Genomic DNA, 15,277 nt, shown 5'->3' on the forward strand with positions numbered 1-15,277 from the left:
GCATTCGAACCGGGGTATGGCGCCGCGTTGTTGGCGTGCGGGTACAAGGGGTGATTTAAGGGTGGCAGAGTTGCGTAGCGTTGTGGTCGAGCCATCCGAAGACCCGGAACTGGCACGTGCCTGGTCCGCCATCCGCGAAGGGTTGCGGCGTGACTGCGGCGCGCGCCTGTTCGATCATTGGCTGAAGCCGCTGGCGCTCGCCGGTTTCGCGTCGCCCGGCGTGGTGCGGCTCGTCGTGCCCTCGGACTTCATGGCGAACTGGGTGAACACCCATTATGCCGAGCGTCTCGCGCTTGCCTGGCGCGCGGCGAACCCCGCGGTGCGCGACGTGCAGATCGAGCGCGCCTCCCCCTCGGCGACCCGCCTCTATTCGGTCGAGGCCGAAGCGGCGGCGGCGACCGAGACGCCGGCGCCGGCGGTCTCGGAACGGCCGCGCCTCTCTTCCACGTTCGAGGCGCGCTACACCTTTGAGCGATTCGTCGTCGGCGGTTCGAACCAGGTCGCGCGCACCGCGGCGGAGACGATGGCCTCGCCCGCGCGGCTGCCGTTCAGCACGCTCTATCTTCAGGGCGCAACGGGGCAGGGCAAGACGCACCTGATGCATGCGATCGGCAATGCGCGCCTGGCGCATGATCCCGACGCCGTCGTCCTCTATATGTCGGCCGAGAAGTTCATGGTCGAGTTCATCGCCGCGATGCGCGCGAACGACACGCTGAGCTTCAAGACCCGGCTGCGCTCGGCGGATCTGCTGCTGATCGACGACATCCAGTTCATCGCCGGCAAGGATTCGACGCAGCAGGAATTCCTGCACACGATCGACGAGCTCATCGCGATGGGCAGCCGGCTGGTGGTGAGCGCAGATCGCAGCCCGCATGCGCTGGCGGATATCGACGCCAAGCTGCAGTCGCGGCTGGCGCAGGGGCTGGTGGTCGATCTCAAGCCGGCGGATCTGGTGCTGCGGCGCGCGATCCTGGTGGCCAAGGCGGCGGCGTTGCCCGGGGGTATGATCGTACCCGATATCGTGCTGGATTGCCTCGCGCAGCGCATCTCGTCCAACGTCCGGGAGCTTGAGGGCGCGCTCAACCGGCTCGTCGCCTATGCGACGCTTACCAGCCGGCCGATCGATCTCGCCTTCACCGAAGAGGTCCTGGCCGAATCATTCAGCGCCAATCGCCGCCGCGTGTCGATCGAGGAGATCCAGCGCAAGGTTTCGGAGCATTTCGAGATCCGGTTGGCGGAAATGACTTCGGCGCGCCGCGCTCGCGCCGTCGCGCGCCCGCGCCAGATCGCGATGTACCTTGCCAAGCGCCTGACCCCGCGCTCGCTGCCCGAGATCGGCCGGCGTTTCGGCGGCCGCGACCACACGACCGTGATCCACGCCGTGCGGCAGGTGGAAAAGCTGCGCGCGAGCGACGCGGAGATCGATGCCGACGTGCGCACACTACTCCAGGCGCTGGGCGGGTGAGCCTGTGTTCCCCGCCGCTTGCGGGGAGCGGACCAACGAAAAAGGGCCCCGTGCGCTTCCGCCGGGGCCCTTTTTCTATTCGGGCGGATCGCTCCGCCGCAGTCACTTCTTCTCGGGGGCGATCGAGATCCGCACGGTCTCGCCGCTGTTGCCCGGGAAGCCGGTGAACATCGCATCGACGAGGTTCGGCACGATGTAGGTCAGGTTGTTGTCGCGCGAAACCGCCTTGGCGGTGCCCTCGAACAGGCGCTGGCCGTCGCGACGTTCGATCTGCATGTCGAGTTCGCTCGAGAAGATCGTGTAGCTGCTCACCTGGTTGTTCCAGCCCGCGCCATAAAGGAACGGGTCGTTGAAGCCGTAGATGAAGCCGCGCCGGCGCGGACCGTAGAAGCCGCCATAGGGCCAGCCGCCGCCCCAACCGCCACCCCAGCCACCGAAGCCGGGTTCGCTGACCACGCGTTCGCGGCCATTGTCGACGTCATAGTCCATCTTCACGATCAGGCTCGCCTGCGACGGATCGGATGCGGCGCGATAGCCGACCGATTCGAGCCGCTGCGCGACGAGCGATGCATATTGACTGAACTCCAGGCCACCCTGCAGCTTGGGATCGCTGGCGACGATGGCGAAGGTTTCGCCTTGCGGCGCCGGCAGCCGCTGGAAGCGCGACACGTCGGCCTTGAACGGCGTGGCGCAGGCGCCGAGCGACAGCAGCGCGACCGGAGCGGTCAGAGCGAGCAGGGTTTTGCCGATGGACATGAGAACGGACCCTCGAAAATTGGATCGGCAGAAGGCCGACATCTTTATGACGTTACCTAACGGCCGATCACTGAACCACGCTTGAACGCTTGGCCGACGATATCGCTCCGTTGGTCTATTTCGCAAGGCCTAGAGCGGCATAGGCGGCGGTCAGCGTCGGTTTTGCGATCGCTGCGGCACGCTCCGCCCCGTTTGCGAGGATGACATCCAGCGCCGCAGGATCGCGCCCCAGATCGTCGAGCCGTGCCTTGATCGGGCCCAGCGTCTCCACCATCAGTTCGGCCAATGCGGGCTTGAACGCGCCGAAGCCCTGCCCCGCGAACCGTGCGAGCACCTGCTCGCTGGTCCCGTCCGACAGCGCGGCGAAGATGCCGACGAGGTTCTTCGCCTCCGGCCGGCCCTCGAGCCCGGCCGGTTCCGAAGGCAGCGGTTCCGGATCGGTCTTTGCCTTGCGGACCTTCTGCAGCACCGTGTCGGCATCGTCGGTCAGGTTGATGCGGCTCATGTCCGACGGGTCGGACTTGGACATCTTGGCGGTGCCGTCGCGCAGGCTCATGATCCGCGCGGCGGTCGCGCCGATATAGGGATCGGGCAAGGTGAACAGCTCGACGCCATAATCGGCGTTGAACTTGATCGCGATGTCGCGCGCCAGCTCCAGATGCTGCTTCTGGTCGTCGCCCACCGGCACGTGGGTGGCGTTGTAGAGCAGTACGTCGGCGGCCTGCAGCACCGGATAGGCGAACAGGCCGACGCTGGCGCCCTCGCGGTTCTTGCCGGACTTTTCCTTGAACTGCGTCATGCGGTTCAGCCAGCCGATGCGCGCGGTGCCGTTGAGGAGCCAACACAGCTCGGCATGGGCGGGCACCATCGCCTGGCGGAACAGGATCGACTTGGCCGGATCGATGCCGCAGGCGATCAGGGCCGCAGCCATCTGGCGGATGTTGGAGGCGAGCGCCGCCGGATCGTTATAGACGGTGATCGCGTGGAGATCCGCCAGGAAGAACAGGCAATCGTCGCCGGCCGCGGCGGCCGCGTCCTGCATCTTCACCCAGTTGCGGATCGCCCCAAGATAATTGCCGAGATGGAGGTTTCCGGTGGGCTGGATGCCCGAAACGATGCGCATGTCTTCCTCTTAACCCTTCCTCAGAATTTCACGGCGCAGCTCGCCGGGCTTCACCGCGCCAAGCAGCACCGCCGCCGCGGCGTAGACCAATCCGCCCGCGCCGCACAGCAGGATCAGCGCGACCACGCGCTCGACCGTTCCTCCGGCCATGTACGGATCGAAATAGGGGTTGAGCAGCCACAGCACCGCGCCCATCGCGGCGCTGGCGGCGATGATGCGCAAGCCCCGCGCCTTCAACCGCGCGTCCATCTGCAGATGCTCGCGGCGGTGGAGCGCGACATAGAGCCAGATCAGATTGACCCAGGCGGCGGCGGCGGTGGCGATCGCGACGCCGACATGGCCGAACGGCCAGATCAATGTGAGGTTGCCGACGAGGTTGACCAGCATCGAGTACATCGCGATGCGCACCGGCGTCTTGGTGTCCTGTCGTGCATAGAAGCCCGGGGTCAGCACCTTGATCAGCACATAGGCGGGGACGCCCAGCGAGAAGGCGGCGAGCGCGCCGGCCGCGCCCAGCGTGTCGGCGGCGGTGAAAGCCCCATGCTGGAAGACGCCACGGATCAGCGGAGTCGCCGAGACCACCAGCGCGACCGCGGCGGGAAGGCCGAGCAGCAGCGCGAGTTCGAGCGCACGGTTCTGCGTGCGCGCCGCCGCCGCCTCGTCGCCCCCGCCGATGTTTCGCGAAAGCGTCGGTAAAATCGCGGTGCCCACGCCGATGCCGATCAGCCCCAGCGGCAACTGGTTCAGCCGGTCGGCATAATAGAGGTAGGAAACCGCACCCTGCGGCAGGAAGCGCGCGGCGAGCGAGGTGGAGATCAGCAGGTTGATCTGGATCGCCCCTTGGCCGATCGCGGCGGGGCCGATCAGCGCCAGCATCCGCTTCACGTCGGGAGAGAGGCGCGGCCAGCGCAGCGTGAGGACGATGCCCGCCCGCCGGCAGGCAAAAATCAGCCAGGCGAGCTGCAGCGCGCCCGAGATGGTGACGGCGATCGCCTGCGTCTCGGCGGTATCGACGCTGTTGTCGCCCCGGAAGAACAGAATTGCGCCGATCATCGTGATGTTGAGCAGGATCGGCGCCGCGGCATTGACCCAGAAGCGGCCGATCGAATTGAGGATGCCGCCCAGCAGCGACACCAGCGAGATCAGCGCCAGATAGGGAAAGGTGATGCGGGTGAGATGGGTGGCGAGCGCGAGCTTGGCTTCGCCGCCGCCCTCGGGGAACCCCCCGGTCATCGCCAGCACGACCGGAAGCGCCGCTGCCATCATCACCACGGTGAACAGCGCCAGGAAGGGGAACAGCACCGAAAGCACCTGGCCCGCGAAGGCGGTCGCCACGGCCATGCCGGTGCCGGGCTCCGCCGCATCGCCCTCGGCGATGCGGCGGTTGAACAGCGGCACGAACACCGAAGCGAACGCGCCTTCCGCGAACAGCGCGCGGAACAGGTTGGGCAGGCGCCACGCGATCAGGAAGGCGTCCGACGCGAAGCCGGCGCCCACATAGGCCGCCATCATCATGTCGCGGGCCATGCCGAGCAACCGGCTGACGAGCGTCAGCCCGCCGATCGTGCCCATCGCGCGAACCAGATTCATCGCCGGCCCCGTCCTGCCGGCCGCGCCGGCCTTGCGTCAGCCGCCCCCCCGAGCGTGATCACGCGCGCCCGACGACCTCCAGGTCTTCCATCTGGTTGGCCTGTGCCTGCTGCAGATAGAGACCGGTGAAATCGATGGGTTCGAGCATCAGCGGCGGGAAGCCGCCGTCGCGCACGGTGTCCGCCAGGATGCGGCGGGCGAAGGGGAAGATGATCCGCGGCGCTTCGGCGAGCAGGAAGGGCTGGAGCTGGTCAGCCGGGATGTTGCGCAGGCCGAAGAGGCCGGCATAGGAAAGGTCGACGAGGAAGGCGACGCCATTGTCGGTGTCGGCGCGCACCTCGATCTTGAGCACGACCTCGAACACGTCGTCGGCAACCGCCTGCGAACCGATGTTGAACTGTACGTCGATGCGCGGCTGGCCCTGCCACTGATAGACTGCCGGAGAATTCGGGTTCTCGAACGACAGATCCTTGACGTATTGCGAAATCACGCCGACCTGCGGCGTCGTGTCGGCGCCGTTGGACTGCGGTTCGTTGCCGGCGGTGAAGCCTTCTTCCTCGGCCATGAGAACTACCTTTTCATGCGGTTTCGGGTGCCGGTTCGGGCCGGCATGCGCGTCGGCGCGCCTAGCAGGGGGGCGGGGGCAGGGCAATGGTTCGGGGCACCGCGCAACGCTTCCGCACTTTCACGCGTTGTCGGGGCGGGTCGAGATGGGTCGCGGCATTTGAATCCTGACGCAAGCAGGCCTATGTTACCTCCATAGGTTCGGAGAATGATGTTGTACCTCGAGATCATCCTGCTGGCGGTGATTGCCGGTGTTCTGGCAGTCAGGCTGTATTCCGTGCTGGGCAAGCGCACCGGGCACGAGCAGCAGGTCGCCAAGCCGGCCGAGGAGCGGCTCGGCATGGGCGCGCCGCCGCGGCAGACGCCAGAGGTTCAGCCCGAACCTTCGAGCCTTGCCGACAGCATCATCGAGCCGCCGGCGCGCGCCGGCGTGCGTGCGGTGGTCGCCGCCGAGCCGGGCTTCGACGTCGCCCGCTTCCTCGATGGCGCGCGCGAAGCCTATCGGATGGTGCTCGAAGCCTATTGGAAGGGCGATGCCAAGGAATTGGGCTGGCTGGTCAGCGACGATGTCGGCAGCAGCTTCGCTGCCGCGATCGCGGAGCGCGAGGCCGCCGGCCACCGCCTCGACAATCGCCTGATCGCCATCGAGCGCGCCACCATCGCCAACGCCGTGGTCGAGGGCCGGATCGCGCGGATCACCGTGCGCTTCGATGCCGATATCGCCGCGGTGACGCGCGATGCCGAGGATCATGTCGTCGCGGGATCGATGACCGACGCGGTGCAGACGCACGATATGTGGACCTTCGAGCGGACCTTGCGCGCCGCCGATCCGAACTGGACGCTGGTCGATACCGACGAGGCGGCGTGACGCCCCTCTCTCGCGGGGCAACAGCCCTCGCGCTTGCTCTCCTTGTCGGCGCTTGCTCGGGCGGCATCGTTCCCCCGGGCGGTGCGCCGCGGGCGCCCGACGCGCCGCCGGCTGCCGCGCAACCCCGTCCCGCACCGCCGCGGCCCCGGCCATCGACCGCCTTACCCTCGACCGAAGTGCCGGATCCCGTCATCCGGCCGATGCCTGCGCGGCCGCTGCCGGCGGTGCCGGCGACCGAGATCCAGGGGGCGGCCAATGCCCGTGCGGCGGGTGTCGTCGCCGGCCCGCCGGTTTCCAGCCTGCGCATCGACGCTGCGCGTGCGCGCGCGGCGCTGACCGCGTTCAGGCTGAGCTGCCCGACTCTCGTCCGCCGCACCGATGCGTCGGGGCTGACGACGCAGGACGAATGGAAGCCCGCCTGCGACGCCGCGCAGCGTTTCACCGGCAGCGACGCGGCCACCTTCTTCGCCACCTGGTTCGAAACCGCGCAGATCGGCACCGGCGCGGCGCTCGCAACGGGGTATTTCGAGCCCGAGATCGCCGCCTCACTGCACAAGCGCGCCGGATATGATGTCCCGATCTATCGTCGCCCGCCCGACCTGATCGAGGCCGATCTCGGCCAGTTCAGCGATAGCCTGCGCGGCAAGAAGGTACGCGGCCGCGTCGAGGGGAGCGCGCTCGTGCCCTATTATGATCGCGGCCAGATCGAGGATGGCGCGCTCGCCGGCCGCGGGCTCGAACTGGCCTGGGCGGCGGATCCGGTCGAGCTGTTCTTCCTCCAGATCCAGGGATCGGGCCGGCTGCGCCTGCCTGACGGAACGATCGTCCGTATCGGCTATGACAGCCAGAACGGCCGCGACTATACCGGGATCGGCGCGCTGATGCGCGAGCGCGGGCTGCTGCAGCCCGGCCAGGCCTCGATGCAGGGGATCATGGCGTGGCTGCGCGCCAACCCGGCGGAGGGCGATGCGCTGATGCGCGAGAACAAGAGCTGGGTGTTCTTCCGCACATTGACCGGTGCGGGGCCGCTGGGTGCGCTCGGGCTCCCCGTCACCGGCAGGGTCAGCGCGGCGGCAGACCCTGCCTTCGTGCCGTTGGGGGCACCGGTCTTCCTCTCGCTCGATCGTACCGATGCGGCCGGGCTGTGGGTGGCGCAGGATACGGGCGGCGCGATCAAGGGCGCCAACCGTTTCGACACCTTCTGGGGCGCCGGGCCCGAGGCGCGCGCGACGGCCGGCGGCATGTCGGCACGCGGCACCGCCTTCCTCCTGCTTCCGAAGGGCAGCCTCGCCCGCATGGGCCGGTGAGCGGCCGGCGGCTGGACGCCGAGGAACGCGCGCTGTGGGCGCGCGTCACCCAGTCGGTCCGCCCCATCGATCCCCGCCGTGCCCGGCCCGCCATCCCTGCGGTGCCCGAGGCCGAACCCGCCCCCGCGCGCCGCGCCGCGCCGCCACCTGCCCGACCGCCCGCGCCGGCCGTCAAGCCGGTCGCTCCGCCGCCACGACCCGGCACCACGCTCGATGCCGGCTGGGACAAGCGGCTGCGCCAGGGCAGCGTCGCGCCCGACCGGGTGATCGACCTGCATGGCTATACCGTGGCGGATGCGCATGACCGGCTCCAGCAGGGGCTCGAGGAAGCGATCGCCAGCGGTGCGCGGCTGGTGCTGCTGATCGCGGGCAAGCCGCGGCCGGTGGTGCGGGGCGGACCGGGCGTCGCCGCGCGCGGCACGATCCGCGCCAAGCTGCTCGACTGGCTGGAGGTCTCCCGCCACGCCGGCGCCATCGCCGCCATCCGCGCCGCGCATCCCAGGCATGGCGGCGCGGGCGCGCTCTATCTGGTGCTGCGCCGGCCGAAGGAAGATCGGCGGCGCTAGGCCGTGAAGAGCCTCTCAGCCCCCGGATACGGCGGGCTGCCGACTGCGATCGCCGATCGCCGATCGCGCGCCTTGCCGTGCGGACGGGTGCGGCGTAGGCACCGCCGCGTGTTCCAGACGCCTCCCGCACCGCTCCGTCTCCGCCTCGATTCCGCAGCGCTCACCGCCAATTGGCGATGGCTGGCCGAGAGGAGCGGGGCGGCGCGCTGCGGTGCGGCGGTGAAGGCAGACGGTTACGGCCTGGGTGCCGCCGGCGTCGTCGAGCGGCTCGCGGCGGCGGGCTGCCGGGATTTCTTCGTGGCGACCTGGGGAGAGGCGGTGCAGATCGCCGATGCTGCCGCCGGGCTGTCGGTCGCGGTTCTGCATGGCGTGCGGGACGAGGATATGGCGACCGCGCGCGCGATGCCCGTACGCCCCGTGCTCGCCACGCCCGAACAGGTGCGGCGCTGGCGCGACGCGGGCGGTGGCGCGTGCGACGTGATGGTCGATACCGGGATGAACCGGCTGGGCGTGTCGGCTGCGGATATCGCGGCCGGGCTGCTCGACGGCCTCGCCATCGACACGCTGATGAGCCATCTCGCCTGCGCCGATGAAGACGTGCCGCTGAATGCTGCGCAGCGAAGCGTCTTCGCTGCGCTCGCCGGGCGCACCGCCGCCAGGCGGCTGAGCCTCGCCAATTCGGCCGGCATCTGCCTGGGGGCGGACTATGCGTTCGATCTCACCCGGCCCGGCCTCGCGCTCTATGGCGGCGTGCCGCGCGGCGAGGCGGCGGGCGCGATCCGCCAGGTGGTGACGCCCGAGGCGCAGATCCTGCAGCGGCGGCGCATCGGCCCCGGCGATCCGGTGGGCTATAATTCCACGTTCGTGGCGGACCGGCCGATGGAACTGGCGGTGGTCAATCTCGGCTATGCCGATGGCTATCTGCGCGGCTTCTCGGGGACCGGCGCGGCGCGCGCGGGCGATGCGCGGCTGCCTGTCATCGGCCGCGTCTCGATGGATCTCACCACCTTCTGCGTCGATGACGCGCCGGAGCTTGCCGAGGGTGACTGGCTGGCGATCGACTTCGACCTGCCGACCGCGGCCGCGCAGTCCGGCCAGTCGCAATATGAACTGCTGACGGTGCTCGGCCGGCGCTATCGGCGGCTGTGGGGGTAGAAAAAAAGCCCCTCCTCTTCAGAGGAGGGGTTGGGGTGGAGGCGAGCGCAGCGAGCTTCCGACAACGCCGGAAACAGCGTTGCGGAGGGCATTGAGCCCTCGCCAACGCTTCCCCACCCCCGGTCCCCTCCCCTGAAGGGGAGGGGCGATTGTCAGCTCAGCGCTCCACGCACATGGCGATGCCCATGCCGCCGCCGATGCACAAAGTGGCGAGGCCCTTCTTCGCGTCGCGCTTTTCCATTTCGTAAAGCAGCGTCGTCAGCACGCGTGCGCCCGAGGCGCCGATCGGGTGGCCGATGGCGATCGCGCCGCCATTGACGTTGACCTTGTCGGGATCGAGGCCGAGTTCCTTGCCGACTGCCAGCGCCTGCGCGGCGAAGGCTTCGTTGGCTTCGATCAGGTCGAGATCGCCGACCGTCCAGCCGGCCTTTTCCAGCGCGCGCTTGGTGGCGGGCACGGGGCCGAGGCCCATGATCGCCGGATCGACGCCGGCCGATGCCCAGCTGGCGATGCGCGCGAGCACCTTGGCGCCGCGCTTCTCGGCCTCCTCGCGGGTCATCAGCACCAGCGCCGCAGCGCCGTCGTTGAGGCCACTGGCGTTGGCGGCGGTCACCGAACCGTCCTTCTTGAACGCCGGCCGCAGGCCCGACATCGTCTCGATCGAGGCGTTGTCGCGGATATATTCGTCATTCTCGACCACGGTGTCGCCCTTGCGGCCCTTCACCGTCACCGGCGCGATCTCATCCTTGAAGCGGCCCGCGGCGCGCGCCGCCGACGCGAGGGTCTGCGAGCGGACGGCGAACGCATCCTGCTGTTCGCGCGTCACCTGGCACTGCTCGGCGACATTCTCGGCGGTGATGCCCATGTGGTAATTGTTGAAGGCGTCGGTCAGGCCATCGACGATCATCGTGTCGACGAGGCTGACGGCACCCATCTTCTGGCCGGCGCGCAGCGCCTGCGCATGGTTGGACAGCGACATGCTCTCCTGGCCGCCGGCGACGATGATCGTGGCATCGCCGTTCGCGATCGCCTGCACCCCGAGCGCGACCGCGCGCAGGCCCGAACCGCAGACCTGGTTGACGCCCCAGGCGGGGACTTCCTTGGGAATGCCGGCCGCCATCGAGGCCTGGCGCGCCGGGTTCTGACCCTGCGCGGCGGTGAGCACCTGGCCGAGAATCACTTCGGAGACCTCTTCTGGCGCCACACCCGCCTGTTCCAGCGCCGCGACGATCGCGACGCGACCCAGCTCGTGCGCAGGGACCGCGCCGAACGCACCGAGGAAACTTCCCACGGGCGTGCGCTTGGCGGCGGTAATGACGATGTCGGGCATGCGGCAAATCCTTTCCAGGTACGGGAAGCGGAAGGTCCAATGCGCCGCGCTCCTAACAGCTAGCCGGTAGCTGCGAAAGCCACTGCAGCAGCGGATGCCAAAGCTGCTCGCGCGCGCGCCGCCCCACCACCATCCCGACATGGCCGGTATTGAGCAGCCGCGTCGTGCCCCGCCCGAGCGCGGTGGCGGCGGGCACGATCCGGTCGCAGGTGGAGACGATGTCCAGAATCGGCGCATCGATTCCGGACGGATCGACGAACGCACCGCCGACCCGCCAGCGGCCGCGGCCGGGCAGATCGGCATAGATCAGGTCGTCGAACAGGTCGCGCCCCGCCGCCCAGGTGAGCGGGGCGCCGGCGTTCGCCCAATCCTCGAGCGTGACGAATGCGCGCGCGGCATCGCTCGCGGGGTCCAGTTCGGCGAATCCGGCGAATTTCTGCATCACCCGATCGGGATCGAGCCGCCAGAACGCGGCCTGCAACACCTCGATCGGCAGGAGCCCCATCGCGTCCGCCGCGTCATGCACGTCGGACCACAGGGCCGACATCTCCTCGCGGCTCCGTTCGGGGAAGCCGGCGAATCGCCACGGCGCGGCGATCAGCGCCAGCCCGCGGGGACGCAGCATCGTCGCCGCGGCGACCGCCATCGTTCCGCCCAGGCAATAGCCGACCAATGCCGGGCGCTCGCCCAGCGCGGCGATGAGCGGCACCAGCAGATCCTCGACGTGGCCTGCGATATCGCGGCCCGATTCTGCCGGGGTCGGCGTGCCCCAATCGACCAGCAGAGGACGGATTCCGTGCGCGCTCAGCCAGCGCAACATTGAATTGTGCGGCGCGATGTCGAGGATATGGGCGGGATTGATCAGTGATGGAATGAAGACCACCGGCGGCCCGCTGCCGCCATAGTCGAGCAACGATGCTCGTTCCGCCCGGGCAACGATATCCGTTTTTCTATGGATTTCATTGCGTTCGGCGTGTTGATACGCTGCAACGCCGGCCAGCACCTTGCCCGCTTGCTGCGGGTCTTTCGCAGCCAGTGTGCGCACCATGTCCAAAAACAACGGCAAGGGGCGGGGGCCGTGTTGCGGTGCGGCATCAACTGATGTTATGTTTATCATGTACACCGCGGGAGAGAGAGAAAATGTCCAAAGCCGCCGCTGCCCGCGCTTCGGGCGAGTCGGATGTCGTCATCATCAAGAAGTACGCCAATCGTCGCCTCTACAATACCGAGACGTCCAGCTACATCACCCTCGATCATCTCGCGGCGATGACCCGTGAGGGCCGGGAATTCAAGGTGGTGGACGCCAAGAATGACGAGGATATCACGCATAATGTCCTCACCCAGATCATCATGGAAGAGGAATCGCGGGGGCAGAACATGCTGCCCGTCAGCTTTCTCCGCCAGCTGATCTCGATGTATGGCGATTCGATGCAGGCGATGGTGCCGCAATATCTGGAAGCCTCGATGGAGGCGTTCCGCCGCAACCAGGAACAGTTCCGCAGCGCAATGGAAGGCGCGTTCGGGGGCGGCCCGTTCGCGGACCTCGCCAAGCGCAACATGGCGATGTTCGAGGCCGCGACCAGCGCCTTCTCTCCCAAGCGCGGCGGTGCCGCGCCCACGGGCGCTGGTGCCGCTGAGGCCAAGGATGGCGAGATCGACGCGCTGAAGGCGCAACTCGCCAGCCTGCAGGCGCAGATCGAGAAGCTCGGCCGCTGATTCCGTCCGCCGGACGCGCCCCTCGACAGGCGCGCCCGGCGGCGGCTATCGCCGCGCCATGAAGCCAGTCATCTTCGGCCTCGCCGGCGACACCCTTACCGCGGACGAGCGTGCGCTGTTCACCGATGCGCACGCCGCCGGCTATATCCTCTTCAAGCGCAACATCGTCGACCGCGCGCAGCTCCGCGCGCTCACCGACAGCCTGCGCGATCTCCATGGCCGCGCCGATCTGCCGATCCTGATCGACCAGGAAGGCGGCCGCGTCGCGCGGATGCAGCCGCCCGAATGGCCCGCTTTCCCGCCGCAGGGGCGCTTCGATGCGCTCTACGATGTCTCACCGCTGGCGGCGATCGAGGCGGCGCGGGTCAATGCGCAGGCGATCGCGCTGATGCTCGCCGAATGCGGCATCACCGTCGATGCGCTGCCCCTGCTGGACGTGCGCCGGCCCGAGGGCAGCCCTGTGATCGGCGACCGTGGCCTGGGCGCGGAGCCGATGCGCGTTGCGGCGCTCGGCCGCGCGGTGATCGACGGGCTCCGGCGCGGCGGCGTCGTCGGCATCGTCAAGCATATGCCCGGGCACGGTCGCGCGCTGGTCGACAGCCATCTGACGCTGCCGGTGGTCGACGCGCCGGAAGATGCGCTGGCGGAGGATCTGGCGCCGTTCGCGCGGCTGGCGGACGCGCCGATGGGGATGACCGCGCATGTCGTCTACACCGCCTGGGATGCCGAGCGCTGCGCGACAGTGTCGCCCACCGTCATCGGCGACGTCATCCGCGGCCGCATCGGCTTCGACGGTTTCCTGATGAGCGACGATATCGACATGAAGGCGCTCGCCGGCACGCCCGCGCAAAAGGCCTGTGCGGCGGTCGCGGCCGGCTGCGATGTCGCGCTCGACTGCTGGGGACGGTTCGACGAGATGGTCGCGATTGCCGAGGCGCTGCCCGAAATGGCGGACGAATCGGCGGCTCGGCTCGCGCGCGCAATGGCCACCGTGGCGGGCGGCGCGGCCGGGGATTTCGCGGCGTTGGTCGCCAAGCGGGACGCGTTGCTGGCGGCGGCATAGCGAAGAGCCTCGCCTCGACTTCCCGTCCCCACCACGGCAGACTCCCGCGATGGCGCAACAGGACGATTCCTTCGACTTCGGCGAAATGCCGCCCCGCGCCGAGCCGCCGGCGGAAGATCGCCTCACGATCGACATCGATGGCTGGGAAGGCCCGCTCGATCTGTTGCTGGCGCTCGCGCGCACGCAGAAGGTGGATCTGCGCGAAATCTCGATCCTGGCGCTGGTCGAGCAATATCTGGTCTTCATCAACCAGGCCAAGGCGCTCAAGCTGGAGATTGCCGCCGACTATCTGGTGATGGCGGCGTGGCTGGCCTATCTCAAATCCTGCCTGCTGCTGCCCAAGGATGCCGAGGCGGATCCCAGCCCCGAGGAACTGGCGCTGCGGTTGCAGCTGCGGCTCCAGCGTCTCGACGCGATGCGGGAGGCGGGCGCGCGGCTGCTCGCGCGCGACCGCCTGGGCCGCGACGTTTTCCTGCGCGGTGCGCCCGAAGGGCTGCGCACCGTCCGCCGGCTCGCCTGGGATGCCGATCTGTTCGAACTGATCCGCGCCTATGGCATGATCAAGGCGCGGACCGCGCCCGTCGTCCACATGGTCTCGCGCCGCCCGGTAATGACGCTGGAGCAGGCGTTGCTGCGGATCGAATCGCTGCTCGGGGTCCGCATCGAATGGTCCGAGCTGCAAAGCTTCGTCCCCGACAGCCCGGACCCCGAATATCGTCGTTCCGCGCTCGCTTCGAGCTTCCTCGCCGTCCTCGAACTCGCGCGCCTCGGCAAGCTCGACCTGCAGCAGGACGGCGCCTTCGCGCCGCTGATGGTGAAGGCGGCGTGACCGGCGGGGCACTGTCGGCAACGCCGGACGACGATGCGTTCATCGCGATCGACCGGGCGGTCGAGGCGGTGCTGTTCGCCGCGTCCGAGCCGCTGACCACCGGAGACATCGCCTTCTATCTGGGCGAGGGGCTGGATATCCGCTCGGTACTCAGGCGACTCGCTGCCCGCTATGCCGGGCGCGGCTTCGAACTGGTCGAGCGCGGCGGGCGCTGGCATTTCCAGACGGCCGGCGATCTCGCGCATGTGCTGCGCCGCGAGCGGGAGGAACCGCGTCGCCTCAGCCGCGCCGGCGTCGAGACGCTGGCGATCATCGCCTATCACGAACCCGTCAGCCGCGCCGAGATCGAGGCGATTCGCGGCGTGCAGACCGCCAAGGGCACGCTCGACGTGCTGATGGAGGCGGGGTGGATCCGTCCGGCGGGGCGGCGGGAATCGCCCGGCCGACCGCTGACTTATGCGACGACCGCAGCGTTCCTGTCACATTTCGGGCTCAAGAGCCGACGCGACCTTCCCGGGATCGACGATCTGAAGGCGGCGGGGCTGCTCGACCCGCTCGATCTGGCGCTCGAATCGCGGGAACTGGAAAGTCCGGACGACAGCGACTAGATAGGGCGCATAACACGGGCTGATTTGGGCTTGAAATACGGCGGCGAGGCTGCCGGCAAAGGAGATTGTTATGGGTGGTCTGAGCCTCTGGCATTGGCTCGTCGTTGGCGTCGTGATCCTGCTGCTGTTCGGCAAGGGGCGCTTCTCCGACATGATGAGTGACGTCGCCAAGGGCCTCAAGAGCTTCAAGAAGGGGCTCTCCGAGGAAGATGAAGCGGCCAAGCCGACCCAGATCGAAGGCCGTCCGGCGGGCGAGTTCGCCGCGGACCGCGAGCGTGAGCCGCTGAAGCGCGACGCCTGATCGGGTGGAAGCTTTAGGTTTTGAGCGCCGGGCCGT

The 15,277-nt window shown here is 68.6% G+C and carries 16 protein-coding genes; 10 read left to right on the plus strand and 6 right to left on the minus strand.

Going from position 1 to position 15,277, the window contains the following annotated elements; genetic code table 11:
* The first annotated feature begins 70 nt into the window (after window positions 1–70).
* The gene (dnaA, locus tag NX02_RS00005; RefSeq protein ID WP_039996333.1) at window positions 71–1,465 is read left to right on the plus strand and encodes a chromosomal replication initiator protein DnaA; all 1,395 of its coding nucleotides are present in this window, start codon (window positions 71–73) and stop codon (window positions 1,463–1,465) included.
* A gap of 102 nt (window positions 1,466–1,567) precedes the next feature.
* On the opposite strand, the gene NX02_RS00010 is transcribed toward dnaA, so the two are convergent.
* The 4 genes from NX02_RS00010 to secB form a co-directional block, all read right to left on the minus strand.
* A complete protein-coding gene (locus tag NX02_RS00010; protein ID WP_025290161.1) occupies window positions 1,568–2,221 on the minus strand; it encodes a DUF4136 domain-containing protein in 654 nt (217 codons plus the stop codon).
* A 115-nt stretch (window positions 2,222–2,336) separates the two neighbouring features.
* Window positions 2,337–3,344, minus strand: a complete 1,008-nt coding sequence (gene trpS, locus NX02_RS00015; RefSeq protein ID WP_025290162.1) for a tryptophan--tRNA ligase — start codon at window positions 3,342–3,344, stop codon at window positions 2,337–2,339.
* A 9-nt stretch (window positions 3,345–3,353) separates the two neighbouring features.
* Window positions 3,354–4,934: a murein biosynthesis integral membrane protein MurJ gene (gene murJ, locus NX02_RS00020; RefSeq protein WP_025290163.1), complete on the minus strand. Its 1,581-nt coding sequence runs from the start codon at window positions 4,932–4,934 to the stop codon at window positions 3,354–3,356.
* Between the two features lie 58 nt (window positions 4,935–4,992).
* Window positions 4,993–5,499 carry a protein-export chaperone SecB gene (gene secB / locus NX02_RS00025; RefSeq protein ID WP_025290164.1) on the minus strand — a complete coding sequence of 169 codons (507 nt, stop codon included), beginning with the start codon at window positions 5,497–5,499 and terminating at the stop codon, window positions 4,993–4,995.
* 213 nt (window positions 5,500–5,712) lie between these two features.
* On the opposite strand from secB, the gene NX02_RS00030 reads away from it, so the two are divergent.
* The 4 genes from NX02_RS00030 (at window position 5,713) to NX02_RS00045 (ending at window position 9,394) form a co-directional block, all read left to right on the plus strand.
* Window positions 5,713–6,366 (plus strand): Tim44/TimA family putative adaptor protein, encoded by a 654-nt coding sequence (locus tag NX02_RS00030; RefSeq protein ID WP_025290165.1) that lies wholly within the window; start codon window positions 5,713–5,715, stop codon window positions 6,364–6,366.
* A gap of 200 nt (window positions 6,367–6,566) precedes the next feature.
* Entirely contained in the window at window positions 6,567–7,673 is a 1,107-nt protein-coding gene (mltA, locus tag NX02_RS00035) for a murein transglycosylase A (RefSeq protein WP_047099872.1), read from the plus strand.
* On the plus strand, window positions 7,670–8,239 hold the full coding sequence (locus NX02_RS00040) for a Smr/MutS family protein (protein ID WP_025290167.1): 570 nt from the start codon (window positions 7,670–7,672) through the stop codon (window positions 8,237–8,239). Before mltA ends, NX02_RS00040 begins: the two co-directional genes overlap by 4 nt.
* 108 nt (window positions 8,240–8,347) lie before the next feature.
* Entirely contained in the window at window positions 8,348–9,394 is a 1,047-nt protein-coding gene (locus NX02_RS00045; RefSeq protein ID WP_025290168.1) for an alanine racemase, read from the plus strand.
* 157 nt (window positions 9,395–9,551) lie between these two features.
* Here the strand turns inward: NX02_RS00045 and NX02_RS00050 are convergent, their stop codons facing one another.
* Both NX02_RS00050 and NX02_RS00055 read right to left on the minus strand, forming a co-directional pair.
* Complete coding sequence (locus NX02_RS00050) at window positions 9,552–10,724, minus strand: acetyl-CoA C-acetyltransferase (RefSeq protein WP_025290169.1); 1,173 nt, start codon at window positions 10,722–10,724, stop codon at window positions 9,552–9,554.
* Between the two features lie 52 nt (window positions 10,725–10,776).
* Window positions 10,777–11,637 (minus strand): alpha/beta fold hydrolase, encoded by an 861-nt coding sequence (locus NX02_RS00055; RefSeq protein ID WP_245648721.1) that lies wholly within the window; start codon window positions 11,635–11,637, stop codon window positions 10,777–10,779.
* Window positions 11,638–11,864: 227 nt separating this feature from the next.
* On the opposite strand from NX02_RS00055, the gene phaR reads away from it, so the two are divergent.
* From phaR to NX02_RS00080, 5 genes are all read left to right on the plus strand, one after another.
* Complete coding sequence (gene phaR / locus NX02_RS00060) at window positions 11,865–12,440, plus strand: polyhydroxyalkanoate synthesis repressor PhaR (RefSeq protein ID WP_025290171.1); 576 nt, start codon at window positions 11,865–11,867, stop codon at window positions 12,438–12,440.
* Window positions 12,441–12,498: 58 nt separating this feature from the next.
* Window positions 12,499–13,503, plus strand: coding sequence for a beta-N-acetylhexosaminidase (gene nagZ, locus NX02_RS00065; protein WP_025290172.1), 1,005 nt, complete (start codon window positions 12,499–12,501; stop codon window positions 13,501–13,503).
* Between the two features lie 49 nt (window positions 13,504–13,552).
* Entirely contained in the window at window positions 13,553–14,332 is a 780-nt protein-coding gene (locus NX02_RS00070; RefSeq protein ID WP_025290173.1) for a segregation and condensation protein A, read from the plus strand.
* An 11-nt stretch (window positions 14,333–14,343) separates the two neighbouring features.
* Window positions 14,344–14,940 (plus strand): SMC-Scp complex subunit ScpB, encoded by a 597-nt coding sequence (gene scpB / locus NX02_RS00075; protein ID WP_425424051.1) that lies wholly within the window; start codon window positions 14,344–14,346, stop codon window positions 14,938–14,940.
* 70 nt (window positions 14,941–15,010) lie between these two features.
* Window positions 15,011–15,241: a twin-arginine translocase TatA/TatE family subunit gene (locus NX02_RS00080; protein ID WP_025290175.1), complete on the plus strand. Its 231-nt coding sequence runs from the start codon at window positions 15,011–15,013 to the stop codon at window positions 15,239–15,241.
* Window positions 15,242–15,277: the final 36 nt, after the last annotated feature.

The organism is Sphingomonas sanxanigenens DSM 19645 = NX02 (genome assembly GCF_000512205.2).
Lineage (GTDB): Bacteria > Pseudomonadota > Alphaproteobacteria > Sphingomonadales > Sphingomonadaceae > Sphingomonas_D > Sphingomonas_D sanxanigenens.